At 69.5% G+C, this 26195-nt stretch carries 27 protein-coding genes; 7 read left to right on the plus strand and 20 right to left on the minus strand.

Translation table 11 applies throughout. From position 1 onward, the window contains the following. Positions 1–8 precede the first annotated feature (8 nt). Positions 9–710 (minus strand): TetR/AcrR family transcriptional regulator, encoded by a 702-nt coding sequence (locus ACU6XJ_RS08915; protein WP_476308422.1) that lies wholly within the window; start codon positions 708–710, stop codon positions 9–11. Between the two features lie 170 nt (positions 711–880). Next, positions 881–3439, minus strand: coding sequence for an ATP-dependent Clp protease ATP-binding subunit (locus tag ACU6XJ_RS08920; protein ID WP_476308424.1), 2559 nt, complete (start codon positions 3437–3439; stop codon positions 881–883). A gap of 405 nt (positions 3440–3844) precedes the next feature. On the opposite strand from ACU6XJ_RS08920, the gene ACU6XJ_RS08925 reads away from it, so the two are divergent. After that, complete coding sequence (locus ACU6XJ_RS08925; protein WP_476308426.1) at positions 3845–4663, plus strand: (2Fe-2S)-binding protein; 819 nt, start codon at positions 3845–3847, stop codon at positions 4661–4663. Here ACU6XJ_RS08925 and ACU6XJ_RS08930 read toward each other — a convergent pair. From ACU6XJ_RS08930 to ACU6XJ_RS08940, 3 genes are all read right to left on the minus strand, one after another. After that, on the minus strand, positions 4660–5718 hold the full coding sequence (locus tag ACU6XJ_RS08930) for a FecCD family ABC transporter permease (protein WP_476308428.1): 1059 nt from the start codon (positions 5716–5718) through the stop codon (positions 4660–4662). The two genes, ACU6XJ_RS08925 and ACU6XJ_RS08930, sit on opposite strands and share 4 nt — an antisense overlap. Beyond that, positions 5715–6731 carry a FecCD family ABC transporter permease gene (locus tag ACU6XJ_RS08935; protein WP_476308430.1) on the minus strand — a complete coding sequence of 339 codons (1017 nt, stop codon included), beginning with the start codon at positions 6729–6731 and terminating at the stop codon, positions 5715–5717. Before ACU6XJ_RS08935 ends, ACU6XJ_RS08930 begins: the two co-directional genes overlap by 4 nt. A gap of 283 nt (positions 6732–7014) precedes the next feature. After that, positions 7015–7368, minus strand: a complete 354-nt coding sequence (locus tag ACU6XJ_RS08940; RefSeq protein WP_476308432.1) for a histone-like nucleoid-structuring protein Lsr2 — start codon at positions 7366–7368, stop codon at positions 7015–7017. A 1115-nt stretch (positions 7369–8483) separates the two neighbouring features. Between ACU6XJ_RS08940 and ACU6XJ_RS08945 the strand changes: the two genes are divergently transcribed. Further along, the gene (locus ACU6XJ_RS08945) at positions 8484–9248 is read left to right on the plus strand and encodes a class I SAM-dependent methyltransferase (RefSeq protein WP_476308434.1); all 765 of its coding nucleotides are present in this window, start codon (positions 8484–8486) and stop codon (positions 9246–9248) included. 8 nt (positions 9249–9256) lie between these two features. On the opposite strand, the gene ACU6XJ_RS08950 is transcribed toward ACU6XJ_RS08945, so the two are convergent. The 5 genes from ACU6XJ_RS08950 to ACU6XJ_RS08970 all read right to left on the minus strand — a co-directional run bounded on the left by ACU6XJ_RS08950 (position 9257) and on the right by ACU6XJ_RS08970 (position 13672). Beyond that, entirely contained in the window at positions 9257–10042 is a 786-nt protein-coding gene (locus ACU6XJ_RS08950) for a type III pantothenate kinase (RefSeq protein ID WP_476308436.1), read from the minus strand. 18 nt (positions 10043–10060) lie between these two features. Further along, a complete protein-coding gene (panD, locus tag ACU6XJ_RS08955) occupies positions 10061–10543 on the minus strand; it encodes an aspartate 1-decarboxylase (RefSeq protein WP_476308438.1) in 483 nt (160 codons plus the stop codon). 11 nt (positions 10544–10554) lie between these two features. Next, positions 10555–11535 (minus strand): pantoate--beta-alanine ligase, encoded by a 981-nt coding sequence (gene panC, locus ACU6XJ_RS08960; RefSeq protein WP_476308439.1) that lies wholly within the window; start codon positions 11533–11535, stop codon positions 10555–10557. Then, positions 11532–12422: a Rossmann-like and DUF2520 domain-containing protein gene (locus tag ACU6XJ_RS08965; protein WP_476308441.1), complete on the minus strand. Its 891-nt coding sequence runs from the start codon at positions 12420–12422 to the stop codon at positions 11532–11534. The genes panC and ACU6XJ_RS08965 overlap by 4 nt, the downstream gene beginning before the upstream one ends. Before the next feature lie 119 nt (positions 12423–12541). After that, positions 12542–13672, minus strand: coding sequence for a PrsW family intramembrane metalloprotease (locus ACU6XJ_RS08970; protein WP_476308443.1), 1131 nt, complete (start codon positions 13670–13672; stop codon positions 12542–12544). A gap of 268 nt (positions 13673–13940) precedes the next feature. Between ACU6XJ_RS08970 and ACU6XJ_RS08975 the strand changes: the two genes are divergently transcribed. The 5 genes from ACU6XJ_RS08975 to ACU6XJ_RS08995 all read left to right on the plus strand — a co-directional run bounded on the left by ACU6XJ_RS08975 (position 13941) and on the right by ACU6XJ_RS08995 (position 16442). After that, entirely contained in the window at positions 13941–14789 is an 849-nt protein-coding gene (locus tag ACU6XJ_RS08975) for an SAM-dependent methyltransferase (RefSeq protein WP_476308445.1), read from the plus strand. Positions 14790–14850: 61 nt separating this feature from the next. Beyond that, on the plus strand, positions 14851–15201 hold the full coding sequence (locus ACU6XJ_RS08980; protein WP_476308447.1) for a type II toxin-antitoxin system RelE/ParE family toxin: 351 nt from the start codon (positions 14851–14853) through the stop codon (positions 15199–15201). After that, complete coding sequence (locus ACU6XJ_RS08985; RefSeq protein ID WP_476308449.1) at positions 15198–15497, plus strand: helix-turn-helix domain-containing protein; 300 nt, start codon at positions 15198–15200, stop codon at positions 15495–15497. Before ACU6XJ_RS08980 ends, ACU6XJ_RS08985 begins: the two co-directional genes overlap by 4 nt. 79 nt (positions 15498–15576) lie before the next feature. Then, positions 15577–15924: a hypothetical protein gene (locus tag ACU6XJ_RS08990; protein WP_476308451.1), complete on the plus strand. Its 348-nt coding sequence runs from the start codon at positions 15577–15579 to the stop codon at positions 15922–15924. A gap of 56 nt (positions 15925–15980) precedes the next feature. Next, positions 15981–16442, plus strand: coding sequence for a DUF1203 domain-containing protein (locus tag ACU6XJ_RS08995; RefSeq protein WP_476308453.1), 462 nt, complete (start codon positions 15981–15983; stop codon positions 16440–16442). A 12-nt stretch (positions 16443–16454) separates the two neighbouring features. On the opposite strand, the gene ACU6XJ_RS09000 is transcribed toward ACU6XJ_RS08995, so the two are convergent. The 10 genes from ACU6XJ_RS09000 to ACU6XJ_RS09045 all read right to left on the minus strand — a co-directional run bounded on the left by ACU6XJ_RS09000 (position 16455) and on the right by ACU6XJ_RS09045 (position 26168). Further along, positions 16455–17951 carry a DUF6779 domain-containing protein gene (locus ACU6XJ_RS09000; protein ID WP_476308455.1) on the minus strand — a complete coding sequence of 499 codons (1497 nt, stop codon included), beginning with the start codon at positions 17949–17951 and terminating at the stop codon, positions 16455–16457. 36 nt (positions 17952–17987) lie between these two features. Next, the gene (locus tag ACU6XJ_RS09005; RefSeq protein ID WP_476308457.1) at positions 17988–18458 is read right to left on the minus strand and encodes a DUF3180 domain-containing protein; all 471 of its coding nucleotides are present in this window, start codon (positions 18456–18458) and stop codon (positions 17988–17990) included. A gap of 37 nt (positions 18459–18495) precedes the next feature. After that, entirely contained in the window at positions 18496–18987 is a 492-nt protein-coding gene (gene folK / locus ACU6XJ_RS09010) for a 2-amino-4-hydroxy-6-hydroxymethyldihydropteridine diphosphokinase (protein WP_476308459.1), read from the minus strand. Further along, positions 18984–19406 (minus strand): dihydroneopterin aldolase, encoded by a 423-nt coding sequence (folB, locus tag ACU6XJ_RS09015; protein ID WP_476308461.1) that lies wholly within the window; start codon positions 19404–19406, stop codon positions 18984–18986. The genes folK and folB overlap by 4 nt, the downstream gene beginning before the upstream one ends. Then, complete coding sequence (gene folP / locus ACU6XJ_RS09020; RefSeq protein WP_476313877.1) at positions 19399–20223, minus strand: dihydropteroate synthase; 825 nt, start codon at positions 20221–20223, stop codon at positions 19399–19401. The genes folB and folP overlap by 8 nt, the downstream gene beginning before the upstream one ends. Positions 20224–20262: 39 nt before the next feature. Next, positions 20263–20931 (minus strand): GTP cyclohydrolase I FolE, encoded by a 669-nt coding sequence (folE, locus tag ACU6XJ_RS09025; RefSeq protein ID WP_476308463.1) that lies wholly within the window; start codon positions 20929–20931, stop codon positions 20263–20265. A gap of 25 nt (positions 20932–20956) precedes the next feature. Continuing rightward, positions 20957–23308 carry an ATP-dependent zinc metalloprotease FtsH gene (gene ftsH / locus ACU6XJ_RS09030; RefSeq protein ID WP_476308465.1) on the minus strand — a complete coding sequence of 784 codons (2352 nt, stop codon included), beginning with the start codon at positions 23306–23308 and terminating at the stop codon, positions 20957–20959. A gap of 227 nt (positions 23309–23535) precedes the next feature. Next, positions 23536–24084 (minus strand): hypoxanthine phosphoribosyltransferase, encoded by a 549-nt coding sequence (gene hpt / locus ACU6XJ_RS09035; RefSeq protein ID WP_476308466.1) that lies wholly within the window; start codon positions 24082–24084, stop codon positions 23536–23538. Positions 24085–24129: 45 nt separating this feature from the next. Continuing rightward, entirely contained in the window at positions 24130–25110 is a 981-nt protein-coding gene (tilS, locus tag ACU6XJ_RS09040; protein ID WP_476308468.1) for a tRNA lysidine(34) synthetase TilS, read from the minus strand. After that, positions 25107–26168: a zinc-dependent metalloprotease gene (locus tag ACU6XJ_RS09045; protein ID WP_476308469.1), complete on the minus strand. Its 1062-nt coding sequence runs from the start codon at positions 26166–26168 to the stop codon at positions 25107–25109. The genes tilS and ACU6XJ_RS09045 overlap by 4 nt, the downstream gene beginning before the upstream one ends. Positions 26169–26195: the final 27 nt, after the last annotated feature.

Genomic DNA, 26195 nt, shown 5'->3' on the forward strand with positions numbered 1-26195 from the left:
GGGGGCGGCTACTCGCGCAGCAACTCCGCCAGCTGCGCACCGAAATCCGAGAACAACGCGATGATCTTCGGCGCCACCTCGGCCACCGCCGGGTTCCGCTCGGCGTCCGGCGGCTCGAACGTGGCGCGGATGACCGTGGCCAGGCATTCGGCCTTCTGCTCGATCGGGATGTCGAAAGTGGGCACTATCCCCGGGTGGGTCAGGTAGAACCCGGTGGTGATGCAGGCCAATGTGTAGAACTGGGTGTCCACGTCCTGCTCCGTGAGCAGCAGCCCGTGGTCGCGCAGCAGACCGAACTGCTGCCGGGTGGCGGCCAGCTTCATCTCCTGCACTTTGACGCCCTCCGGTTCCTTCACCAGCGAACCGAGCATGTCCAGGTCGCCGGTGAACATCGCCTTCGTGAGCGGTCGCTCCATGGTGATCACGAAGGCGTGCCTGAGCAGTCGGTGCAGCAGGACGTTGCGCGGGTCCTGCCGCATCCAGTCGAGCAACTCGTTGAGGTACCGCAGGGACTCCCGCATCAGAGCGGCCTGGAAAAGCTGCGTCCGGGTCTTGTAGTGCAGGTAGATGGTGCCCTTGCCGACGCCCGCTTCCCTGGCCACGTCCTCGATGGTGGTGCGCTTGTAGCCCCACCGGAGCACCAGCTGCTCGGTGGCATCGAGGATGCGCTCGGCCCTGGCCGACCGCTCCGACCTCGTTTCGTTGTCCATGCGTTCCGCTTCTCCCGACTCGTGACTGGATTTGAAATGTGGTCACGGGTCAACGTTCAAGGTAGACCTGGGTGACCTTCGGGTCAATCGAATATGGTCGCTCGGCTATGCCCAAACACGCAGTGGCCCCCGTGGGAAGTCCACGGGGGCCACTGTCGGTCTTGCGGTGATCAGCCTGCGTCGCGCTCGGCGCCGTTGTCACCCTCACCGGTCGCCGGTCCGGCGGCGACCTCGACCGGTGGGGTGTCGGGCACCCTGGCGGGCTTGGGCTCGCCGCGGAAGGTGAACCGCGCCTTGTCCTCCGGGCCCTCGCCGTTCCAGCCCTCCACATCGCCGATGATGATGTGGCCCGGCTGCAACTCGCCGAAGAGGATCTTCTCGGAGAGCTGGTCCTCGATCTCGCGCTGGATGGTGCGGCGCAGCGGCCGGGCACCCAGCACGGGGTCGAAGCCCCGCTTGGCCAACAGCTTCTTGGCCACGTCGGTCAACTCCAGCGACATGTCCTTGTTCCGCAGCTGAGTCTCCACCCGCCCGATCATCAGGTCGACCATCTCGATGATCTGCGGCTCGGTGAGCTGGTGGAACACGATGATGTCGTCGATACGGTTGAGGAACTCCGGCCGGAAGTGCTTCTTCAGCTCGTCGTTGACCTTGTTCTTCATCCGCTCGTAGTTGGAGCCGGAATCCGCGCCGGTGGTGAAGCCCAGGCCCACCGCCTTGGAGATGTCCTGCGTACCGAGGTTCGAGGTGAAGATGATCACGGTGTTCTTGAAGTCCACCGTGCGGCCCTGGCCATCGGTCAGGCGGCCGTCCTCCAGCACCTGCAGGAGGGTGTTGTAGACCTCCTGGTGCGCCTTCTCGATCTCGTCGAACAGCACCACGGAGAACGGCTTGCGGCGCACCTTCTCGGTGAGCTGGCCGCCCTCCTCGTAGCCCACGTACCCGGGAGGGGCACCGAAGAGCCGCGATGCTGTGTAGCGGTCGTGGAACTCGCCCATGTCGATCTGGATGAGCGCGTCGTCCTCGCCGAACAGGAAGTTCGCCAGCGCCTTGGACAGCTCGGTCTTACCCACACCGGACGGACCGGCGAAGATGAACGAGCCGGACGGGCGCTTGGGGTCCTTCAGACCCGCGCGGGTGCGGCGGATGGCCTGCGAGACCGCCTTGACGGCGTCCTCCTGGCCGATGATCCGCTTGTGCAGCTCGTCCTCCATGCGGAGCAGACGGGTGGTCTCCTCCTCGGTGAGCTTGAACACCGGGATACCGGTCCAGTTCGCCAGCACCTCGGCGATCTGCTCGTCGTCGACCTCGGCGACCACGTCCAGGTCGCCCGCCTTCCACTGCTTCTCCCGCTCGGCCTTCTGGTTGAGCAGGGTCTTCTCCTCGTCCCGCAGCCTGGCGGCACGCTCGAAGTCCTGCGCGTCGATGGCCGATTCCTTCTCCCGGCGCACGTCGGCGATCTTCTCGTCGAACTCGCGCAGGTCCGGCGGGGCGGTCATCCGGCGGATGCGCATCCTGGCACCGGCCTCGTCGATGAGGTCGATGGCCTTGTCCGGCAGGAACCGGTCGTTGATGTACCGGTCGGCCAGGGTGGCCGCGGCCACCAGCGCCGAGTCGGTGATGGAGACGCGGTGGTGCGCCTCGTAGCGGTCCCGCAGGCCCTTGAGGATCTCGATGGTGTGCTCCAGCGAGGGCTCACCCACCTGGATCGGCTGGAACCGGCGCTCCAGCGCGGGGTCCTTCTCCACATGCTTGCGGTACTCGTCGAGCGTGGTCGCACCGATGGTCTGCAGCTCACCGCGGGCCAGCATCGGCTTGAGGATGCTGGCGGCGTCGATCGCGCCCTCGGCGGCACCCGCACCGACCAGCGTGTGCAGCTCGTCGATGAACAGGATGATGTCGCCGCGGGTGCGGATCTCCTTGAGCACCTTCTTCAGGCGCTCTTCGAAGTCACCCCGGTAGCGGGAACCGGCGACCAGCGAACCCAGGTCGAGGGTGTAGAGCTGCTTGTCCTTCAGCGTCTCGGGCACCTCGCCCTTGACCACCATCTGCGCCAGGCCCTCGACCACGGCGGTCTTGCCGACGCCGGGCTCGCCGATGAGCACGGGGTTGTTCTTGGTCCGGCGGGACAGCACCTGCATGACCCGCTCGATCTCCTTCGAGCGCCCGATCACCGGGTCAAGCTTGCCCTCACGCGCGCTGGCGGTCAGGTTCCGGCCGAACTGGTCCAGCACCAGCGAGGAGGACGGCGTGCCCTCACCCCGGCCACCGGCCTCGGCGGGCTCCTTGCCCTGGTAACCCGACAGCAGCTGCAGCACCTGCTGACGCACCCGGTTCAGGTCGGCGCCCAGCTTCACCAGCACCTGCGCCGCGACACCCTCACCCTCGCGGATCAGGCCCAGCAGGATGTGCTCGGTGCCGATGTAGTTGTGACCGAGCTGCAGCGCCTCGCGCAGCGACAGCTCGAGCACCTTCTTGGCCCGCGGCGTGAACGGGATGTGCCCGCTCGGCGCCTGCTGGCCCTGGCCGATGATCTCCTCGACCTGCTGGCGCACGCCTTCAAGAGCGATGCCCAGCGATTCCAGCGCCTTCGCGGCGACACCTTCACCCTCGTGGATCAGACCCAAGAGGATGTGTTCGGTGCCGATGTAGTTGTGGTTGAGCATCCTGGCCTCTTCCTGGGCCAGGACCACCACCCGCCTCGCGCGGTCTGTGAACCTTTCGAACATTCGCACTCCCTGACTGCTGCGCCGGCGGTTCTTCGTGCCGTTAGACGATCTTGACGGGAACGTTCACGACATCGACGTCAACACGTGCTGTCGACGAGCGCGGCACCGTGAGACCACTGTAGTCGTCCGCACGGTCGCTCTCAGGTCACGCTCGCCGCTCGGTGTCCCAACAGCGTATGGACTAATCCGATAACGGCGGTACAGCCAGCAGGATTCCCCGGCGACCTGCTTGTCCGCTCACCGCGAACATAGCCCGCCACCCCACCCGAACCAGTGATCACCGCTACATATTTCACGTCCTGCAAGAGGTTAGGCAAGGCTGACCTATGTCATATAGGATCGATCCAGAACAGGCCGTGAGGAGAACGCCTTGCCACCAGAGACACGCACCGCTGGCGGCCCTCGATGACGTCCTCTCCGGCCGCCCTGCTCAGCGCCCCGCTCACCGAGTCGATCGAGCGCGCGGCAGCCATGAGCCCGTACACCGAACTGACCGCGGGCCTGCCCGACTCCGCGCAGTCCGGCTGGTACCGCTGCGCGGGCCTGCTGGCCGCCCCGGTGCGCTTCGACGAGTGGCGCGGGCACCTGGCCGACTGGCTGACCGCGGCCTACCGATGCCCCGTGCCCGAGCGGACCACGGCCGGGTACGTCCTGTCCTGGTACCTCGCGGTGCCCGCGTTCGTCGGCAGCCTGCTGTTCCACACCGAACGCAGGGTGATCTCCCTTCGGCCCGAGGACCTGGCGTTCCGGCTGGGCGAGGACCGTCCGCACCCGGTCGCCATCGCCGTGCTGGCCGCCGAGTTCGCCTGCCTGCCCGACGACCCGGCCGCGGGCACGCCGGGAAGCACTGTCGTCGCCGACGAGGCCGCGCTGGCCGCGCTGCTACGCGCCCGGTTCGCGGGCCACGCCGCGCACTTCGTCCGGGCCTTCGGCCCCACCTGCCGGTTCGGCCCCCGCACCCTGTGGGCGGCGGCCACCGACGCGCTGGACAGCGCGATGTGGCAGGCCGGGCGGATCTGCGGCGACGAGGGCGCCGCCGTCGCCGATGCCGCGATGCTGCTGCCCGCCGCGCTGCCGCCGTTCACCTCGGCGTCCACCCTGTTCCGCACCGTCGGCGCCGACGGGCGGCCCGAATGGGCCCGCAGCAGGCAAAGCTGCTGCTACCACTACGCGCTCGCCGACCAGGCGCCCTGCGATGGCTGCCCGCGCGCCGCGCGGGGCTAGGCCGTCACCGTTCGGTTGCGACGCGCCAACAGATAAATAAGGTAGGGCGCTCCCAGCACCGCAGTGACGATGCCGACCGGCATCTCGAAGGCGCCGAACGCGGTCCTGGCCATCAGGTCCGCGCCCACCGTCAGCAGCGCGCCGAGCACCGCGGAGGCGAACAGCGGCGGATGGGCGGCCCCGGTGAGCCGCAGCGCGATCTGCGGGACGGCCAGTGCGACGAAGGCCACCGGGCCCGCGGCGGCGGTCGCGATGCCCGCCAGTGCCACCGCGGCGCCGAGCAGCACCAGCCGACTGCCCTCCAGCCGCACGCCGAGGCCGCGCACGGTGTCGTCGTCGAAGTGCAGCGCGCCGAGCAGGTGCCCGCACGCGACGGCGACCGGCAGCAGCAGGCCGAGTGCGATCGCCAACGGCACCACGTGTTCCCAACCGCGGCCGTTGAGGCTGCCCGCCAGCCACACCATGGCGCGGCCCGCGTCGGTCACGTTGCCCGCGCTGAGCAGCCAGTAGGTGAGGTTGGCCAGCAGCAGCGACGCACCGACACCCACCAGCACCAGCCGGTAGCCGTCGATGCCGCCGCGCCAGGCGATGGCGTACACGGCGGCGGCCGCCACCAGGGCACCCAGCAGGCCCGCGACGGGGACGCCGACCTCGGCCAACAGGCCGCCGACTCCGCCCGCGGAACCGCCGAGAACCACCACCGAGACGGCAGCCGCCGCACCGCCCCAGGTCACGCCGAGGATGTCGGGGCTGGCCAGCGGGTTGCGGGCGATCGTCTGGGTGATCGCACCCGAGACGCCGAGTGCGGCGCCCACCAGTACGGCGGTCAGCGACCTCGGCAGCCGAAGCTGCACGACGATGAACTCCGTCGCCTGGTCGGTGGAGGTGAACAGCGCCCGCAGCACATCGGCGGGGGGCACCGGGAACTCGCCGAGTCCGACGTTGACCGCCATCGTCAGCAGCATCGCGGCCAGGCCGATCCCGCAGACCAGCGCGGACCGGGGACGCAGTCGGAAGGAGATGCCGCCGACGCGGACGGCCTTCACCGTGGTCACAGCCGCACCAACTTCCTGCGCCGCACCAGCACCACGAAGAACGGGGCGCCGATGATCGCCAGCATGATGCCGACCTGGAGTTCGCCCGGCCGGGCCACGAACCTGCCGATGACGTCGGCGACCAGCATGAAGATCGCGCCGAGCAGCCCGGAGAACGGCAGCACCCAGCGGTAGTCCGGACCGGTGATGGCCCTGGCCACATGCGGCACGGCGAGCCCGATGAAGCCCAGCGGACCGCAGGCCGCCACCATCGCGCCGGTCAGCAGCGTCACCGCGGCCAGCCCGGTCAGCCTGGTGAGCAGCACCCGCTGGCCCAGCGAGCGGGCGACGTCCTCACCCAGCGACAGCGCGTTGAGACCGGGGCCGTTGAGCAGCGCCAGCACCAGCCCGGCGACTACGAACGGCACCAGCTGGCCGATCAGCGCGGGGTCCCGTCCCGCGATCGCCCCGACCTTCCAGAACCGGTAGATCTCCAGGCTCTGCTGATCCAGCAGCACCAGCCCGGAAGTCAAGGCGTGCAACAGATAACTCAGCGCGGCGCCCGCCAGCGCCAGCGCGACGGGGGTCGGGCCCGCGCTGCCGATGAAGCCGAGCGCGAAAACCAGTGCGCCCGCCAGCAGGGCGCCGAGGAAGCCGAACCACACGTAGCCGTAGAAGCTGCCGATGCCGAAGACGAAGATGCCGAGGACCACGGCGAAGGCGGCGCCATAGGTGACGCCGAGCAGTCCGGGATCGGCGAGCGGGTTTCGGGTGTGGCCCTGCATCAACGCGCCCGCGACGCCGAGGGCGATCCCGGCGGCGATGCCGAGCAGCGTCCTGGGCACCCGCAGGGTTCGGATCACCACATCGTCCTCGGTGAGCCCGGAGCCGGTGACCGCGTCCCACACCGCGGTGGGCGGCATCGACTTGGCGCCGAAGGCGATGCTGGCGAAGGACGCCACCAGCAGGGCCATCAGCAGCAGGCCGAACCAGCCGATTCTGCTGCGTGCTCGGGCCTTCGCCGTGTCGGTCACGTTCCCCCTCAGCCCGTCGCCTGTCGCTGCTCGAAGATTAGGGCAACCTAACCAAGGCGTGCGGGCGGGGCGGGAACGGCAACCGATAACCGGCTGAACACGAGAATTGCCAAATCAGGCAACTTCGACATAAACATTGTCCGTTGTTCGACCACCGGACAGAGTTGGCATATATCCGTTCGCCACAACCGGCCTGAGGCTGTCGCGGGCACAAACACAAGGCGCCCCACCCACTTGGTCTACGCGGGTGGAGCGCCTGAGGTATTGGTCAGCGGTTCGCGACCTACGCCTCGCCGCTGGCGTGGTAAGCGTCCAGAACCTCGGCGGGGATACGACCACGATCCGACACCTTCATCCCACGCTTACGCGCCCAGTCGCGGATTGCCTGGTTCTGCTCCCTATCCGCAGCAGCCGGGCGAGCCGGACGGCCACCACCAGAACGACCTGCCAAACGACGACGACCGCCGGTACGGCGAGCGGCCTCAACAAAGTCGGCAAGCGAGTTGCGCAGCTTCTCCGCGTTGTTTGAGGAAAGGTCGATCTGGTAGGTCACCCCGTCGACCGCGAACTCGACGGTTTCCTCAGCTTCGGACCCGTCGAGGTCATCGACGAGGGTCCGGATGACCTTCTCTGCCATGCGTGTTGTCCCTTCTGAAATCGCCCGTTGCGAGCAGGCAAGAGTAAGTAGCCCACCGGCACCTGGCTGAAGCCTACGTTGCGCACATTAGCGCATAAGAACTGGATTTAGCAGATCCTGCGACCCCGTCGTGTCCAAGACGTCATTCTGAACGTTCTACTCCGAAGAGGGGGTGCGGCTCGATTGCAAGTCACGAACGGCTCAAGAGCCGCATTCACAACAGTGCCGAGTCGGCCGTTTGTCCACATGGTGGTCATCGCGGAAGTGGACATCGGTGTGCGCCTGCGCTTGTAGCGCATGCACCCGATGGCCGAGTTGACACCCCGTGCCGCAATAGCGGGCCTATAGCTCAGTTTTTCGGCAAAGCCCAGGTCAGAGCGACGGTCTGGCTTAGTGGGCGTGGCGGTGACGAGGATATCGCGGACAAATGACATCCCTGGTAGAGGTTCTCGCGGTCCTCCCTTCAACTCCTGGCCAGGCCCGTGGACACCCGGGTAGCCCGTCTCGAAATGGTCTTGTCCGCTACCTTATCCCTCGTGCCGATCACCGGACTTCTTCCCCCAGTCGGGGGGTTGTAAAAAGCACCGGCAGGCGCGCGACAGATCCACTATATGGGCGGCAGCCGGTTGCCCCCGACCCGGCGTCCACACAGAACAATCGGCCTTTCCGCTGCTCACAAGCGGGGCGGGCCGCCCACCGGCCGCGGGTTCACCGACGTGGGAAGCATCACCCCGCGGCGGGACTGACCGCCGGTAAACACACATAAGGTCCCTGCACCGACATTCTTGTGCGGCAGGCACAGGCCTTTGAGACCACAGGTTTTCCAAAAGTGGGCAGGTCGGAACGATTCACGCGGTAACCACCCGACTGCGACCGGCCACCAGCAGGTCAAGCCGCTCCGACCAAGACGAAACGGATTCATCCCCCACGTTGTCGCCTGGTGAGAGCTCCGAGGAGCAAGTAGGCCAAGGCGTCCACGCCGCGCTCCGCCGTTTGTGCGGACGCACCCACACAATGCCTGCGACTGGAAGTGAGTGACAATCATCGTGCTTCCCACTACTCCCGACGAGGGATGCGAGGCCCGCGTGGTGCGCGATACGAACCAAGCCGATGACGTGACTGAGAACGGCGAGGAGGCCTTCGCCCGGCGTTCCCGTTCGTTCGGCAGCATCGCGACTGAATATGCAGACCGCCGTCCCGGTTATCCCGATTCCGCGGTTAAGTGGGCGCTGGCCCCGGTGGCGGGGCGCAGGAACCTCCGGGTACTGGATCTGGGAGCGGGCACCGGAAAACTCACCGAGGTGTTGCTCCGCCTGGACTGCAATGTGATCGCGGTGGAACCGGACGAGCGAATGCGGGCGGAATTCGTGCGCCGGGTGACCGGTGCGGCGGCTTTGGCGGGCAGCGCCGAGGCCATTCCGCTGCCCGACGGGCGGGTGGACGCGGTCCTCGTGGCGCAGGCATTCCACTGGTTCCACAAAGACAAGGCGCTGGCGGAGATCGCGCGAGTGCTCAGTCCTGGCGGCGTGTTGGCCGCGCTGTGGAACACCGACGACGACCGAACGCCCTGGGTGGCCGAATTCAGCGCCCTGTACCGGTCCGTTGGCTACTCGAACCTGCTGGCGGACAATCCACTGCCCGCGGGCGAGAACTTCCCCGAGTGGGAGCGCCAGGTCTTTCCCAACCCGCAGCGGCACACCGTGGACAGTCTGCTCGACGTCATTCGAACGCATTCCAGCACGTTGGCCACCCCGGAACCGCAGCGCAGCGCATTGCTGGACCGGCTGCGTGCCTTCCTGAGCACGCACCAGGAGAACGCGGACAGCCATTTCCACTGGCCGATGGTGACCTTGGTGGAACGCGGCCTACTGCGGGACTGAGACGTCTTTCAGCGCGAGTTGCGCTCGAACACCAGCCGCAGGCCGAGCAGGGTCAAATCCGGAACGTGGTGCGAGATCGTCTCCGACTCGGGCACGATCAGCGGCGCCAACCCGCCGGTGGCCAGCACCGTGATGGGGCCGGGGTGGCTTGCCTCCAGCTCGCCGCTGATCCGCCGGACCAGGCCGTCCACCTGGCCCGCGAAGCCGAACAGGATGCCGGACTGCAGGGACTCCACGGTGTTCTTGCCGATCGCCGAGCGGGGCCGCACCAGCTGGACCTTCACCAGCTGGGCCGCCCTGGCCGCCAACGCGTCCAGCGAGATCTCCACCCCTGGCGCCAGCGCGGCGCCGAGCAGCTCGCCCTTGGCCGAGACCACGTCGATGTTGGTGGAGGTGCCGAAGTCGACCACGACGCAGTTGGTGCTGTAGAGGTGGTGCGCGGCCAGCGCGTTGATCACGCGGTCGGCGCCTGCCTCCTTGGGATTGTCGATCAGCAGCGGCACCCCGGTGCGGACGCCGGGCTCCACCACCACCCTGGGCACGTCCGCCCAGTACCGCACCAGCATGCTCTTGAGCTCCCGCAGCACCGCTGGCACCGTGGACAGCGCCGAGATGCCGGTGACCCCGTCTACGTGCTCACCGAGCAGCCCGCGGACGGTCAGCGCCAGCTCATCGGCGGTCATCCGGGGGTCGGTGCGCATCCGCCAGTCGCTGACCAACTTCGCGTCGTCGCCACGCCCGGTGTACAGGCCCAGCACGATGTTGGTGTTCCCGACGTCGATGGCGAGCAGCACCGAATTCCCCTGTTCTCGTCAGTTCTCGGCGTTGATCAACGCGTCCAGTTTGGCGGCGTCCGCCGTCTCGGCGGCGGGCACCACCGCAGGCGCGATCACCGATCCGCTGATCAGGCCCGACCCCTCGGGGGCGTGCCCTGGATCGGCACCGGCCTCCAGCACCCTGTTCTTCTCGTCGACGAACAGCACCTTGGGCCGATAGGTGCGGGCCTCGGTCTCGTCCATCTGCCCGTAGGAGATGAGGATGACCAGGTCGCCGGGCTGGATCAGGTGGGCCGCGGCACCGTTGATGCCGATCACACCGCTGCCCCGCTCGCCGGGGATCACGTAGGTCTCCAGCCGCGCGCCGTTGGTGATGTCCACGATCGCGATCTGCTCGCCCGAGAGCAGGTCGGCGGCGTCCATCAGGTCCTCGTCCAGGGTGCAGGAGCCCACATAGTGCAGGTCAGCCTGGGTCACCGTGGCACGGTGGATCTTGGACTTGAGCATGGTGCGGAACATTCCAGACCTCCTCATCCGGCCTGTTCGCGGACGTTCGGGGCGGGCGAGTCCGCCCGTGGGGAAGAGAGTGTCTCGGTCGAGTGATATGCCGGTGCTTCCTCGGTGTCGTGCGTCACGTCGCCGAGCAGCACGGCGGCGTTGTCGATCAGCCGGGTGCTGCCGACCTTCGCCGCGACAAGCAGGCGGGCATCTCCCCTGGCGGGCGCCGGGCCCAGCGTCGGGTCACGCAGTTCCAGGTAGTCCAACTCCACCAGCGGGTGCTCGGCCAGCACGGCCTTGGCCGCCGCGAGCACAGCCTCGGCGCCGCCCGCGCCCACGCGCGCGCCCGCGGCCAACGCCGCGGAGAGCGCCACCGCGGCCTCCCGCTGCTCCGTGGTGAGGTACCGGTTGCGGGAGGACAGCGCCATGCCGTCGGGCTCGCGGACGGTCGGGATGCCGACCACCTTGGTCTCGAAGTCGAGTTCGCGGGCCATTCGCTTGATCAGCGTGAGCTGCTGGTAGTCCTTCTCGCCGAAGAACGCGTAGTTCGGCCGCACGATGTTGAACAGCTTCGCCACCACGGTCAGCACGCCCGCGAAATGGCCGGGTCTGCTGGCGCCTTCCAGCTCATCGCCCAGCGGGCCGGGGTGGATGCCGATCTGCGCGTCGTCGCCGTACATCCCCGTGGCGTCGGGAGCGAAGACAAGCTCCACATTCTCCTCGCGACAGGCCGCCAGATCGGCCTCGAGGGTGCGCGGGTAGCGCTCCAGGTCCTCGCCGGGCCCGAACTGCAGCGGGTTGACGAAGATCGACACCACGATGACGTTGTTGCCGAGTCTGCGGGCCCTGCGGATCAGCTCGCGGTGGCCATCGTGCAGCGCCCCCATCGTGGGCACCAGCGTGACCTGGCGGCCGACGCCGCGCAGGGCCCTGGTGACCCTGGCCAGTTCGGCGGGCGAATGGTGCACGGTCAACTCGCCGGGGTTGAACAGCTTGGCGGCGGTCGCGGTCATCGGGCCTCCTCGTCGAGAACCTTGCGCACCTCGGCGGCGGCGTCCGGGCGGAGCAGCCCCGCCGCCAGCGCACGCTCCGCGGTCCGGTCCGCCAGCGCGCGGTAGCCGGGCAGCACATCGGCGGCCCGCTCGCCTAGCACCCGGAGGTGCTTGCCCACGGTGCCTGCGTCTCCCCTGGCCACCGGGCCGGTCAGCGCGCGGTCGCCGTGACGCAGCGAGTTGTCCAGCGCCGCCGACAGCAGCGGCCCGAGCAGCCTGCGCGGGTTGCCGACGCCTGCCGTGGTCAGCAGGTCGGCGGCCTCGTTGACCAGCGTGATCAGGTGATTGGCACCGTGGGCCAGCGCGGCGTGGTACAGCGCACGCGCGGCCTCGGGCACCCGCACCGGCTCGGCGCCGATCTCCACCACGAGCGCCTCGCCGACGTTCCAGGCGACCTCGTCGTCGGCGGTCACCCCGATGCAGCAGTCGGTGAGCCGGTCGAGGTCCTCGGCGCGACCGGTGAAGGTCATCACGGGATGCAACGCCAGCGGCAGCGCGCCCACCTCGGCGGCCGGGGTCAACACGTCGACACCGTGGGCGCCGGAGGTATGCACCACGATCTGGCCGGAACGCAGCGACCCGGTGGCCACCAGGCCGCGGACCAGGCCGGGCAGCACATCGTCCGGGACCGCCAGCAGGACGAGGTCGGCCTTGACCGCGGCCTCGTCGGGCGGCAGCAGCGGAACCCCCGGCAGCAGCGTCTCGGCGCGCCGGAGGGAGTCTTTGGAAACGCCGGTGGTGGCGACGACGGTGTGGCCCGCACGGGCGAGCGCGGCACCCAGAACCGAACCGACCCGGCCCGCGGAGACCACTCCGATACCGAGCCGAGCGGGACGCCCGACACTCATGGTTGCACCCTCCATGCTGTTCCAGTCCCGCCAGGACGCGGGTACCAGACGGCAAACCGAGGGTAACCAGTGCCGCGCGACGCTGGGGCATTCAGGTGATGCGCTTCACCCACGGTCGATCAGCCGCCGTTCCGCTGCGCGGCGCCCAGCGCACCGGGTGAGTTCACCGCGGCCTCCCTGGCCTTGGCCAACTCGGCGAGTAGCCGCTCATGGCGTTCCTGCGCGTCCGGCCCGGCGCTGTCGCGTTCCATCCGGTGGCGCAGGAAGGCGAGTTCGGTCGCGGCCGCCTGGTACCCGGCGACGGCCTTGGCCGCGCCGTCGCCCGCGTATCGCTTGACCACCGCCCGCCAGCCCCGCCTGCCCACCAGGCTGGCCAGCAGCCGCACCTCGCTGCGCGCGATCCAGCCATTGGCCGCCATGGTCGGAAGCTGGCCCGCCACGATGCGCTGCTCGCGGCGGCGCTGCCACACCACCAGCAGCACCATTCCGATGAACAGCGGCACCATGACCAGGAAGTACATGTTGAAGAACGCCCCGACCCCGCCGATGATCGCCGAACCGTTCCACAGCGCGTGCAGCACCACGGCGGTCACATAGCCCGCGATCGGCCCGAACAGCCGCAGCCGCTTGTTCTTGGTCATGATCGTCGCGCCGAGGCCGATGCCGAACATCGTGGTGAACAGCGGATGCGCGAACGGCGTGAGAATGCCGCGCAGCACGAAGACACCGAGGAATCCGCCCGGCCCCGCGGTTTCCGGGGTGCCACCGGCAAAGGCGGAGCCGAAGTAAAGGATGTTCTCGGTGAAGGCGAATCCGGCGGCGGTCATTCCGGCGTAGACGATTCCGTCGACGACCCCGTCGAACTCGTGCCGCCGCCACCACAGCAGCCCGAGCACAAAGGCGCATTTGGTGGCCTCCTCGACCAGCGGCGCGGAGACCACGGCGCTGACGAGCTTGTCGGGGTCCTGTCCCCCAATGAGATCCGCCACCGCCTGCGCGCTGTTGTTCACCAGCAGCGAGGTGATGGTGGCGACGCAGGCGCCCCACATGAACGCGGCCAGCAGCAACTGGGCGGGTTCCGGTTCCCACCGGTCGACCCACATGTACGCGGCCACGACCAGGCCGACCGGCACCAGGGCGGCCAACGCGCCGATGATCACGGCGGGCGCGCCGACCCTGCCGATGAGCAGCCCGAGGACGGCGAGTCCGCAGACGCCGACAACGATCATGCCGATGACGGGGAGCAGCACCGCACGACGACGGGTACGAGCACGCTCCTCATGTGATTGCGGCGGAGGTATCGCAACGGTCACAGAGAGCACCCTACGGCTGCCGTAACGTATTCAAACGCGTGCAGTACCTGTTATTGGTGAACGCCGGTTCTGCTAGCAGACTGGGCTGATTGTGAGTGGCGCTCAAGACTGGGAGCTCGCGTGGCACCGGACCCTCCACGGTCCCGGTGGATTTTCCGCACGCGACGATCCGAAGGCGCAGCATTTCCGCCCCATCCGCCGAGAAATGGCAGAAGCCTTGGCGATTCTGCTGTGCCGCATAGACAACGCACTGGGCAGCCCCGACCCGCTCGACCTCGTCGAGTTAGGCAGCGGCCGGATCTCGGCGGCGCTGCCTCCGCTACTCGCTCCGGCGCACGCGTCCCGCCTGCGCGTCACCGTGGTCTCCGCGCACCCCGGCTCGGCGGCGTCCGGGGAACTCACGCTGCCCGCCGGGATCAACGGCCTGCTGGTGGCCGACGAGTTCCTGACCGCGGTCCCGTCGCCGGTGGTCGGCGTGATCGACGACGAGGTCCGCCGGATCGCCGTCGACGAGCGGGGCGAGGAGACCGTGGGCGCGCCCGCCGACGACCGCGACCTCGACTGGCTCCGACGCTGGTGGCCACTGTGGACACGAGGCGCCCGCGCCGAATGCGGCGGCACCCGCGACCACGCCTGGCGCGAGGCCGTCTCCCGACTCGACCACGGCGTCGCCCTGGCCATCGACCGCGGGCACCTGCTGCCGGACCGCAAGTCGGGCAGGCACGCCACGGGCACCCTCACCGGCCACCGCGACGGCAGGCAGGTGCCACCGGTGCCGGACGGCACCTGCGGCCTCACCGCCAGGGTCGCGCTGGACGCCTGCGCCGCCGCCGTCGGCGACCTGGTCGACCACACCTGCCTGCTCCCCGAGTCCGACGCCCTCCGCGCCCTCGGCCTCGTCACCGAGCGCCCCCTCCGCAACGGCCCACCCACCGGCAACACCCGCCTGGCCACCGCGCGAACCCCCACCACCAACGCCGACCCGCTCTGGCTCGCCCACGCCGTCGGCATCAGCCCCGACGTACTGCCGCGGCAACCCAGCGCGACCATTTAGAGACACACCGTGTTCACGCCGAAGCGATCGAATGTTTGATCTATACCATTCATGGTATGCGGTGGGTACTGTCGAACTGGAGCCTGAAGTACGAGATTGGCTGGAGCAGTTATCCACCAAGCGATTCGCCACAACGGCGTCCTACATCGACCTGTTGGGTGATCAAGGCCCGCTGCTGAGCGAGCCGTACACCAAACAGCTCGACGGCAAGCTGCGAGAACTTCGCTTCCACTTGGAGGGGCCGCCGTGGCGGATCACCTATTGGATCGCTCACGACAGACGGATCGTTCTGCTGACGGTGTTCCGCAAGACCACAATGCGCGAGGGGCGAGAGGTGGACCGGGCCAGACGGGTGTTCGCCGACTGCATCGCCCAGCGGCACACGGTGGATGAAGGGAACGAGGAGTCATGAGCGAGCGAGGCGACGGGGACAAGCTCCGGGATCGCCGGCTGGCTGAGCCAGGAGCGGGAGAGGCATACAAGGCCGCTCGCCTGGCCTTCGAACTCGGCCGGGCGGTCCGGGAACTCCGCGAACAGCAGGGCCTGACCCAGGCCGAGTTGGCTGCCGCGGCGGGGATGACGCAGCCGGGCGTCGCGCGTTTCGAGGCGGGTGGCACGGTACCCACACTTCCCGTCCTGGAGCGCCTCGCGGACGCCCTTGGTGTTCGGCTGGAGGTCCGCCTCGCACCCAAGAACACCGCGGCGTAGCCCAGCCTCCACCCCCTGACCGGGCGAAACACGGGTCTGAACCGCACGGAGCGCCGCTCGGCGGGGTAGGTCTCAAGGCATGCGAGTACTTCGGATCTTTCTGGCGATCGGGTTGTCGGTGTGTGCGGCCGCGTCGGTGTCCAGCGCCGCGGCGCGGGAGGCGCAGAGCGTGTCGTTCTCGCCGCTGGAGGCGGCGGCGGGACGGCTCGTCACCGTGTCGGCCATGCACTGCCCGGTGGGCACCGAGTCGGCGGAAGGCAGCAGTGAGATCACCGACGACTTCCTCTTGGCCCACCCCTACGGCGGACCCCTGATGGGCGAGTTCGCCGTCAAGGACGACGCCAAGCCGGGGAGGTACCTGGTGAAGGTCAAGTGCGGCGAGAAGACCGCGAGCGGCGAGTTCACGGTGATCGACGCCGAGTCCTGAGGCGCGGCGTCGGTAAACCGCCGGCTCCGGCCGAGTGCCGGTCGCAGGCTGGGTTCATGACGATCAGCGGTATCAGGGTGCACGCCATTCCGGCCGAGGTCTGCGAGCAGGCCAGGGCTTTGGCGCGGCAGGGCACCGACGAGCGGTTCGAATGGCATGCCGAGGCCGTAGGCATGCCGTTGCGGTGCTGTCTGCGGATGGCGGTGGCGGGTGAGCCCGCCGTGTTGTTCAGCTACGCCCCGCCGGGCACCGGCGGGCCCTACCGGGAGGTCGGGCCCGTGTTCGTCCACGGTGTGGCTTGCAGCGGCCCCGCGGACGACGGGATTCCGGCGGCGTGGGTGGGCAAGCGCGGCATCGTCCGCGGCTACGACGATGCGGGCCGCATCGTGTTCGGGCTGCCGCACGACGGCGCCGTCGAGGAGTCCATCGAGAAGGCCTTCGCTCAGTCTGACGTGATCATGGTGCAGCACCGCGCCGTCGGTTACGGCTGCTTCCACTTCGCGGTCACGCGGGAGTGACCGCGGCGGGGCTCAGTCCTCGCGGCGGCGCCTGCGGCGGGGGGTGCCCGTGTTGCCGTAGGCGGCGAGCAGATCGCTCACCGAGGTGCCCGCGGCGTGCGCGCCCGTCTGCTCCGACTCCGACACCGCGTGACCGTTGCCGTTGCCCGCGGGCGTGCTGTGCCGCCCGCTGGGTTCCGGACGCTCCGGCGTCCACGAGCCCAGCGGGTTGAAGCTGGTGCCCTCGGGGCGCCTGCGGCGACCGCCGCTGCTGGGCGTCGGATCGGCCTCGGCGGGACGGTCCTGGCCCGAGTAGGGACTGGGGTCGCCGTAGCGGCTGATGACCGCGTCGGGCTCCGGGTCGCGGCGGGGCGGGGTCGGCCGCTGGTTGCCGCCCAGCACCGCGTCCAGCGCCGCGCCGGGAGCGTCGGAGTTCTCCCAGGACGGCGTCCAGTTCTCGTCCAGCACAGTGCCCAGGCCCGGCCCCCGGTCCTGCTCGCGTGGATCGGGCTTGGGCTGCTTGGTCTCCTCGAAGCCCGCGGGCCGGTTCGGCGGCGTGTCCTGCGGCCTTGGTGCGGGCCTCGGCTGGACGCGGGGGCCTGCGCCTTCGGGTCGCTGGGCGCGTACCGGCGGGATGAGTTCGGTGCGCGGCTCGGTGGGGGCCTGCGAGATCGGCTGGGGCCGCTGCTGCCCCGCCAGGCGCTGGCCGCTGGGGTGGGCCTGCTTGCCCAACGGCGCGGGCGGGGTGGCTCTGGTGGGGCCGAAACCGCCGAGCGCCGCGGCGGGGTTGAGGCCCTGCTGCTGCGGTCTGGCGGCGGGCTGCTGCTGAGGCTGAGGGGCCTGTTGCCTGCCGACGGCCTGGTTCTGCTCGGGTTGGGCCGGGCGGGGTGGCACCACGGGCTTCATGGTCGGGCGGGACTGCTGGGCGGCCGCGCCGCGCTGGTCGCCTGCGCCGGGCTTGGCGTTGCCCGCGGGAAGCCTGCGGCGGTCGTTGGTCTGGCTGACCACGCGATCCTCGCCGAGGGCGAGCATCCGCGACTGGTCGGACAGCGAGCGCATCCTGGTGGACTCCGCCCGCAGCGCGACCCGCTCCACCAGCACCTCGCCGCCGAGCAGCGCAGCGAGGTTCTCCCGCAGCGTGCGCAGTTCGGCGCGAAGGTCGTCGAGGTCCACCTGGGTCTGCTCGGCGACCTCGGCCTCCACCCGGCGGCGGGTCTCGGCCTCGACCTCAAGCTCGTATTCGCGGCGGGCGGCGACCTCGCGCTCCAGCTCAAGCTCGTAGATCTCGCGAAGTTCCGCGGCCCGGTCGTCGCCGGAAATCGCCTGGCGCCGGTAGCGGGTGGCCGCGAAAGCGCCTACCAACGCCGCCCAGAGACCGGCCACCACGCCGAAGCGCAACCAGCGGGCGTCATCGCTGAGCACCAGTACGGCCGCCGCGCCGACGGCAAGCAGCAACACGATGATCAGCAGTGCCTGCCCGACACGACGACCACCTGACTGCTCTTCGAAAGAGCCGCTGGGGCCGGTCATGGGCCCTACGGTACCTGGCTTGAAAATGCCTGAAAGCTAGTCGCGACGTCCATGACTCTCCGCTTCGTCCGGATTGCGAGGGGCTTTACAGCAGTACTCCAACCACAACGCGGCCGCGATGAGAGCCGCCGCACAGACCATCCCGATACCGGCTGTAACCGAATCCTGGGCTGCCGCGGCCACCTCGCTCCGCTGGGGGAGGGTGTGTGCGAGCACGCCAAGCCAGCAGCCGAGCATCACCGCTCCGACCAGCGATGACGACTTCGCCAATGCCACCGCGCGGGCCGCGGTGAGCGGCTGGACCGGTCGGTAGCCCTCCTTGTGCTGGATGCGGGAGCGGAGCCCGAAACCCAGCACCGCCTCCACGACCGCGATCAACAGCAGGGTGGTTCCCGCCAGTTCCGGCAGCGGCGGGAGATCGCCGTAGAAGATCCTCACGAGGATGTAGAGGACCACCGCGGAGATCAAACCGGGGAGCAGCAAATCCGTCGCTCGGGTGAACCTCATACACGCTCCTGTGGGTCAGCCGCCCGGTCGGCCGCCGTCACGCCGCCCCCAGACTGAGATCATCCCGGCGTCGACACCCCTGCGTCGACACCGACGCCAGCAGATCACGCACCGGGCCCCGCCCCGGCAGGACCGCGGCGGGCTCGACATCCGACCACGGCAGCAGCACGAAGGCGCGCTCGGCGGCCGCCGGATGCGGCAGCGTCAGCCGCGGATCGTCGGAGCGGACCCCGTCGACTGTGATCAGGTCCACATCCAGGGTGCGCGGCCCCCAGCGGCGCTCCCGCACCCGCTCGGCCCGCTGTTCGAGTTCCTGGCCGCGCCGCAGCCATCCCCAGGCGTCGGTGGCCTCATCCGCCACGATCACCACAGCGTTGAGGAAGTCATCCTGGTCAGTGACACCCCAAGGGCTGGTCTCATAAATCGGGGAAAACGCTTCCACCGCTGGTCCCAGGCCTGTGACGACTGATCGGAGGTGAGCAAGACGATCACCCAGATTGGAGCCTATGGACAAAACGGCTCGGCTCATCGCAGGCCTTCCGGCCACAGCGCGGCGGCATCGGCACGCGACACCAGTCGCCCATTGGCCCGCCGCGAGCGCCGAGCGGTCACCATCACGTCGGAGAAGGCCTGCGCCAGCGGTGCCGACGGCTTGTGCACGGTCACCTCGACGGCGTACAGCCGCTTGTCGACCATGATCTCGTCGGCCAGTTCAGCGGCCACCGTCTCGATCAGCTTGCGCGGTGTTCCGCCCACCACGGCCTCGGCCCGGTCGGCCAGCCAGCTGTAGTCGACGGTGTTGCGCAACTCGTCGGTGGCGGCCGCCGTGCGGGTGTCCAGCCAGACCGTGATGTCCACGACGAAGTCCTGGCCGTTCTGGAGTTCGTGGTCCAGCACGCCGTGTCTGCCGTGCACGCGCACGCCTCTGATGCTGATCCGGTCAGCCACCGGCCGCCTCCATGTTCCGCCGCTCGCCGTGTCGCCAGGCGGCCGCCACCAGCACGGCGTCCCTGGACGGTGCGGCCTCGTGCACCCGCACGCCCCAGGCACCGGCGGCAGCCGCCAGCCCGGACACCACCGCGGTGGCCACTTCGCGTCCATCGGGGGGACGCGGATCGCCGTCCGGACCGGCCAGCAGTGAGCCGAGGAAGCGCTTGCGGGAGGCGCCGACGAGCACCGGGAAACCCAGCGCGACCAGCGTATCCAGGGCGCGCAGCAGCTCCCAGTTGTGCTCGGCGTTCTTGGCGAAGCCGAGACCGGGGTCCAACACGATCGCCTCCGGACGCACGCCGCCCGCGACCGCGGCGTCCACCCGGCGGGACAGTTCCGCCCGCACCTCGGCGACGACGTCGGTATAGGTGGCCAGTGCGTCCATGGTGCGGCTGTGACCGCGCCAGTGCATGAGGATCAGCGGCACGCCTGCCTCGGCGGCCACCGCGATCACCCGCTCGTCGGCGAGACCGCCGGAGACGTCGTTGATCATCACCGCGCCCGCGCCCAGCGCCGCCTCCGCGACCTCCGCGCGCATGGTGTCGACGCTGACCCCGACGCCGTGCGCGGTGAGGTCCTTGACCACGGGCACGACCCTGGCGATCTCCTCGGCGGCGTCCACCCGCGCCGCACCGGGCCGGGTCGACTCGCCGCCGACGTCGATCAGGTCGGCGCCCGCCCTGGCCAGTTCGAGGCCGCGGGCCACCGCCAGATCGTGATCCAGGAACCGGCCGCCGTCGGAGAAGGAGTCCGGCGTGACGTTGAGCACTGCCATCACCACGCAGCGACCGGGGTCCGGCAGCAGGGGATGCACTCAGCGGCCCTTGATCAGGTTCAGCGCCTCCGCACGGGACCGGGCTGAGCTTCTGAGCAGTCCGCGCACCGCTGAGGTGGTGGTCTTGGCGCCGGGCTTGCGGATGCCGCGCATGGCCATGCAGAGGTGCTCGGCCTCCACCACCACGATCACGCCGCGCGGGTCCAGCTTGCGGACGAGCGCGTCGGCGACCTGGGAGGTCAGCCGCTCCTGCACCTGCGGCCTGCGGGCGTACAGGTCGACAAGGCGGGCGATTTTGGACAGCCCGGTGACCCGGCCGTGCTTGTTGGGGATGTACCCGACGTGCGCGACACCGTGGAAGGGCACCAGGTGGTGTTCACAGGTGCTGAACATCGGGATGTCGGTGAGCAGCACGAGTTCCTCGTGGCTCTCCGCGAAGGTCTTGGCCAGCACCGAGTCCGGGTCCGAGTACAGGCCCGCGAACAGTTCCCGGTAAGCCCTGGCCACTCGGGACGGGGTGTCGGCGAGGCCCTCGCGGTCGGGGTCCTCGCCGCAGGCCAGCAGCAGTTCACGCACCGCCGCCTCGGCCCTGGCCTGGTCGAATGCGGGGCGGAACCGCAGCCCCGACGGCGGGGTGTCGCCGTCGAGGCCGCGGTTGGTGCCGTTCTCGTCGTTCGGCTGGGTGAGCTCTCCGACCAACTCGGTCATCCGCTCCTCCCATGGGTCGTGCGAATCAGTTGCCGTCTCCCTTGTCCTTCTCCTTGCCCGCTCGCTCCTCGGGCTCGGCAGACAGCCGCTGCGTCTGGTCCTGGGGATGGGGCTGCTGGCCCTGCTGCTCCCAGCCCGGCACCCAGGGGTTGCCGCCCGCGGGGGTGCCGACCGGACCGGTCGCGGGCGACCAGCCGGGAGGTGCCCCGTAGTACGGCGGGCCGCTCTGCGGCGAGGGCATCTGCTGGGCGGGCGGGTACGGGTAGGGCTGAGGCTCGCCCTGCGGACCCGGCTGCGGCTGCTGGTAGCCGTGCGGGCCGGAACCGTTGGGCCCGGGCGGGCTCGGCTGCGGCCGGTTGCCCGGGACGCCGCCCGGCAGGTCCTGTCCGCCGGGGACCGCGCCGACCGGGGTCGGCTCGGGCTCGTCCTGGACCGGCGGCCACGGCTCGCCGCGTTCCTTGGCCAACTCGCCCGGTGTCTTCACCGGCGGCTTGTCCGAGGGCGTGCGCCCGCCGAAGTCGTTGAACGCGGTGATCCTCGGCCGCTTCTCCACCCGCTCGAAGATCCGCTGCAAATCCTTGCGTTGCAGCGTTTCCCGCTCGATCAGCTCGATGACCAGGTCGTCCAGCACATCGCGGTAGGTGTTGAGGATGTCCCAGGCCTCGGTGTGCGCGGCCTCGATCAGCGCGCGCACCTCCTCGTCGATCTCGTGGGCCACCTCGAGGGAGTAGTCCGGCTGGTGCCCCATGCTGCGGCCGAGGAACGGCTCGCCCTCGTGGCGGCCGTACTTCACGGCACCCAGCCGGGCGCTCATGCCGTACTCCATCACCATCGCCTTGGCGATCTTGGTGGCCTGCTCGATGTCGCTGGAGGCACCGGTGGTGGGCTCGTGGAAGACAAGCTCCTCGGCGGAGCGGCCGCCGAGCGCGAACACCAGGCGGGAGATCATCTCCGAGCGGGTCATCAACTCCTTGTCGTCCTCGGGGACGACGAGTGCGTGCCCACCCGTCCGGCCTCGCGGCAGGATGGTGACCTTGTACACCGGCTCCAGGTCGGGCATCGCCCACGCGGCGAGCGCGTGGCCGCCCTCGTGGTAGGCGGTGATCTTCTTCTCCTTCTCGGAGATGAGCCGCGTCTTGCGGGCCGGGCCGCCGATCACGCGGTCCACCGACTCCTCAAGCGCGGCGGCCGTGATGAGCTGGCCGTTGTGCCGGGCGGTGAGCAGGGCGGCCTCGTTGATCACGTTGGCCAGATCGGCACCGGAGAAGCCCACGGTGCGCTTGGCCAGGCCCCTGAGGTCGGCGTCCGGGCCGAGCGGCTTGCCCTTGGAGTGCACCTTGAGGATCGCCTCGCGGCCGCGGATGTCCGGGGCCGCGACCGGGATCTGCCGGTCGAAGCGGCCGGGACGCAGCAGCGCGGGGTCCAGGATGTCGGGCCGGTTGGTGGCCGCGATGAGGATGATGCCGCCGCGGGCGTCGAAGCCGTCCATCTCGACCAGAAGCTGGTTCAGCGTCTGCTCGCGCTCGTCGTGACCGCCGCCGAGGCCCGCACCGCGGTGGCGGCCGACCGCGTCGATCTCGTCGACGAAGATGATGCAGGGCGCGTTCTGCTTGGCCTGCTCGAACAGGTCGCGGACGCGGGAGGCGCCGACACCGACGAACATCTCCACGAAGTCGGAGCCGGAGATCGAGTAGAACGGCACGGCGGCCTCACCGGCGACGGCCCTGGCGAGCAGGGTCTTACCGGTTCCCGGCGGGCCGTAGAGCAGCACGCCCTTGGGGATCTTGGCGCCCAGTGCCTGGTAGCGGCCGGGGTTCTGGAGGAAGTCCTTGATCTCCTCAAGCTCCTCGACGGCCTCGTCGGCACCCGCGACGTCGCTGAAGGTCGTCTTGGGCATGTCCTTGGACAGCTGTTTGGCCTTGGACTTGCCGAAGTTCAGTACCCGGTTCCCGCCGCCCTGAACGTTGTTCATCATCCACATCAGCACCAGCAGCAGCAGGGCCAGCGGGATGAGGTAGATCAGGATCTGGAAGAAGATCGATTCCTGGGTAACCTCGGTCTGCCAGGTCGGCTTGTTCGGTGCGTCGCGCATCGCCTGCACCACCTGGTCGGTGGCCCCGGCCGGATACTGGGTGAGCAGGCGGTTCTTGCCCTCGACCGGGGGAGCGCCGTCCTTGAGGGTCAGCTTGAGGCGCTGTTCCTTGTCCTCAAGGGTGACTTCCTTGACGTTCCCGGCGGCGAGCTGCTCGAACGCCTTCGACGTGGTCACCTGCTGGTAACCACGCGTGTCATCGAACAATGCGCTGATCGTGAAGTAGATCAGCGCCAGACCCAGAATCCAAAGGAACGGGTTGCGGAGCAGGCGCTTGCGGTCCATTAACTTGCGGCCGACGAGCGGCCTCGACCCTCCCTGACTTGCATGGCGGGCGGCGGCGACCCATCGCCCATTGTTCTGGGCTGGTCACCCCGGTCTGACCAGGGTACCGCCCGCAGCCGGGGTGACTGTTCCCAACTACTGGGCAGCGCTGACTTGCAACGAACCAATGCCTCTTCGGCAACGACTCGGCCCGCACTCATTGTTCCCGCAGGCGGAATCCTTGTGTGTCAGCCGGAGTACATCTTGGGGTCGAGTGTCCCGATATAGGGCAGATCGCGATAGCGCTCGGCGTAGTCCAGGCCATAGCCCACGACGAACTCGTTGGGTATGTCGAAGCCCACATACTTCACCGGGACGTCCACCTTCACCGCGTCCGGCTTGCGCAGCAGCGCGCAGACCTCCAGCGAGGCGGGACGGCGGGAGGCGAGGTTCTTCAGCAGCCAGGACAGCGTCAGGCCGGAGTCGATGATGTCCTCGACGATCAACACGTGCCGACCGGCGATGTCCCGGTCGAGGTCCTTGAGGATGCGCACGACACCGGAGGACGAGGTGGCCGAGCCGTAGGAGGCCACCGCCATGAATTCCAGCTGGACCGGCAGCGGTAAGGCCCTGGCGAAGTCGGTCATGAACATCACCGCGCCCTTGAGCACGCCGATCAGCAGCAGGCCGCCGCTCTGGTCCGCGTAGTCCGCGGCCACCTGCTTGGCGAGTTCGCCGACCTTGTCCTTGATCTCTTGCTCGGAAACGAGCACGGACGCGATCTCGCCCTCGTACACGGCGCGGTGTCCCCTCTGCCTACCGATCTCCTACGTCCGGTGAGCCTACGTCCCGTCGCGGATGCGGAGTCTGCCGCCACCGCGGTAGGCGGCCACCCCACCGGGCAGGGCCACCCCGCCCTGCCCGCGCCAGGCCCCGATCAGCCCGTCGACGGCCCGCAAATGCGCGTCGGTGATTTCACTCACACCACCGGCCCGCAGCCAGTCGCGAAGCACCCTCCGCCGGACGGCGGCGGGCTGCGCGGCCATGGTCTCGACATCCAGTCCGCCCTCCCGCTCGGCTTCCCGGCGCAGCCGCGCGGCGATGGCGTCGAGCGCGTCGTTGTCCTCGCGGAGTTGGGTGGCGGTGCGGGCCAGCGCGGCGGCCACGCCGCCCTGGAGCACCTCCTCCAGCAACGGCAGCACCTCTCGGCGCAGCCGCACCCTGGTGAACGCGGGGTTGGCGTTGTGGGGGTCGTCCCATGGACTCACGCCAAGCGCCTGGCAGGCGCGGACGGTGGTGGCCCGGCCCAGACCAAGCAACGGCCGCGCCCATGGCGGGTCCAGCGGGCGCATCCCGCGCAGTGAGCGCGGCCCGGAGCCGCGGCCCAGGCCAAGCAGCACGGTTTCGGCCTGGTCGTCCATGGTGTGTCCGAGCAGCACCAGCGTGTCCGGTGTCGGTCGGCCCGCGAGCAGGGCGCCGTAGCGGGCGCGGCGGGCCGCGGCCTCGATCCCGCCGGGTCCGGTGACTTCGCAGCGCAGCACCTCAGTGCGGTCGACTCCCAGATCACGCATGTGAGCGGCGGCCCGCTCGGCGATCTCGGCGGAGCCCTGCTGGAGGCCGTGGTCGACGACCAGCCCGTGTACCCGCAGATCCCGCCTGCCCGCGGCGTAGACGGTGGCGGCGGTCAGCGCCAGCGAATCGGCACCGCCGGAACAGGCGACCGCCACCACGTGGTCGGCCAGCAGGCCCTCGGTCTCCGCCTGGCCCAGCAGCCTGCCGACCGCGCCGCGTACCGCGGCCACCGCGGGGTCGGGTCCGCTCACCCGTGCACCCGGCGCAGCCAGCGGTCGGGGTCGCTGATCTCCTCCCGGGACGGGAGGGTGTCCGGGCGCTGCCACACCGCGTTGAACCCGGGCATGCCGACGGACTGCACGACGTGGTCGGTGAACGCGGCGCCCAACTCGTATTGGCGGACCTTGGCGTCCACGCCGAGCACCGCACGCAGCAGCCGGTCGAAGACACCGCCGCCGCGGCGGCGCACGGTGAACCGAGCCCTGATGGTCGCCACGCTGGGCACCACGGCCGGGCCGACGGCGTCCATCACGTGGTCGGCGTGGCCCTCCAGCAATGTCGACAAAGCGACAAGTCGATCAAGAACGACGCGTTCGGCGGGTGATTGCAGAAGCTCGATGAGCGAGACGGGTTCGTTGCTGTCCCCCGGCTGGTTCCGCACCGTCCGCACGGCCTCCACCATGCGGCCGACGGCGCCGAAGACGGATTCATCCATCATCGACAGCAGCCTGCCGACCTCGGCGACGAAGTAGTCGCGCAGCCAGGGCACGGCGGTGAACTGGAGCCGGTGGGTGGCCTCGTGCAGGCAGACCCACATCCGGAAGTCACGCGGGCTGACCCGCAGCGCCTCCTCGGCGGCCACGATGTTCGGGGCGACCAACAGCAGCCTGCCGCCGCGTTCCTCGCCGCCGAACGGATCGTACTGGCCGAGCACCTTGGTGCCGAGGTAGGCCAGCACCACACCCGCTTGGACGCCCGCGGTGCCCGCCAGCAGCGGGTTGGTGCGGCCCGCGCCATCAGGAACAGCCTGGTCGACGAGCGCGGCCAGGCCGGAGGTCGCCGCCCGCACCCAGCCTGAGCGATCGACCACCTCGCCGGGCAGCAGCGGCAGCCCCTCGCCGAGACCGGTCAGGTCTCTGACGTGCGCCTCGGCGGTGGCGGACAGTTCGCGCAGTTCGCTCACGGCCGCTTGGGCGTCCGCCGCGGTCACGGTGGGCCCGGAGGGCATCAGCCGCGCGGCGGTGCCCGCCGCAAGCTGCCAGTCGATGGGCGAGCCGCTGGGCCGATCCCCTACCGGTTGGGCGCTCATGAATTCGACGCTACCTGGCGGGCACCG

It is taken from the genome of Actinorectispora metalli (genome assembly GCF_056323685.1).